General features: G+C 32.4%; 1 protein-coding gene. It reads left to right on the top strand.

The annotated features are described in order from the left end of the window. Nucleotides 1–441 (top strand): hypothetical protein (locus HMPREF3270_RS08810; RefSeq protein ID WP_218117696.1); only part of this gene is annotated, 441 nt, incomplete at both ends.

The raw sequence follows: 441 nt of genomic DNA, 5'->3' as shown, positions 1-441 counted from the left end.
AGTAATGGGAAAATTTATTTATAAAGGTGAAACGATTGAGATTGGAACTCAAAAAATCTTATATGCATCTCAAAATTTAAAAGTATCTTCTAAAGATTTGCAAGAAAGATTCGATAAAGGTTGGGATATAGAAGATGCGCTTAAATACAATTTCAATCATGTGATGTACAAAGGTAAAATATGCCGAAAGATTAAACATAAAGGTCTCATTTTTTACATCGTAGCTGAAGATTTGAAAAGGTCTAAAGTTCCGCCGCAAGCGATTATTAAATATTTAAATGATGGACACATTATGGACGATATTTTACCGCTGGAAACAGAGTTTTATATTGTAGAACGTGAAAAAGATGCTTTGCGCAATTTGGTTTATAAAGACCGTTTACGTAAAGAACGTCAAAAAGAACAAGCAGAAGCACGCAAAAGAAAAGAGCGTCCTTGGTT

Origin of the sequence: Staphylococcus sp. HMSC65H10, assembly GCF_001839185.1 — a bacterium.
In the GTDB taxonomy this organism is placed as follows: domain Bacteria; phylum Bacillota; class Bacilli; order Staphylococcales; family Staphylococcaceae; genus Staphylococcus; species Staphylococcus simulans.
This window is presented reverse-complemented; position numbering and strand designations above follow the sequence as displayed.